Consider the following 208-nt stretch of genomic DNA (forward strand, 5'->3'; position numbering starts at 1 on the left):
ATAATTTTTCAAACTCTTGAATACTAATATTTATTCTAAAATGCTAGGATTTCATAATACCTGTTTAGCAATTGTCAAATGCGTATAACGCCCTAAGGATGCGTAGTGTTCTTGTTGACAATACTCTTTCTCCATCGCTAACAGTTGTTCAAAATGATCTGCGGTAAAATCAATTGATTTCATATAGCTACATAGCTATGTAATGCAT

At 31.7% G+C, this 208-nt stretch carries 1 protein-coding gene; it reads right to left on the reverse strand.

Annotation, left to right across the window (positions count from 1 at the left end):
• Positions 1-51: 51 nt before the first annotated feature.
• The gene (locus V6255_RS19095) at positions 52-183 is read right to left on the reverse strand and encodes a hypothetical protein (RefSeq protein WP_341629497.1); all 132 of its coding nucleotides are present in this window, start codon (positions 181-183) and stop codon (positions 52-54) included.
• Positions 184-208: the final 25 nt, after the last annotated feature.

This window comes from Psychromonas arctica (assembly GCF_038155225.1).
Taxonomy (GTDB): domain Bacteria; phylum Pseudomonadota; class Gammaproteobacteria; order Enterobacterales; family Psychromonadaceae; genus Psychromonas; species Psychromonas arctica_B.

Coding starts and splice junctions, on each gene's coding strand:
- V6255_RS19095 (WP_341629497.1), bottom strand. CDS start 183: ATGAAATCAATTGATTTTACCGCAGATCATTTTGAACAACTGTTAGCG.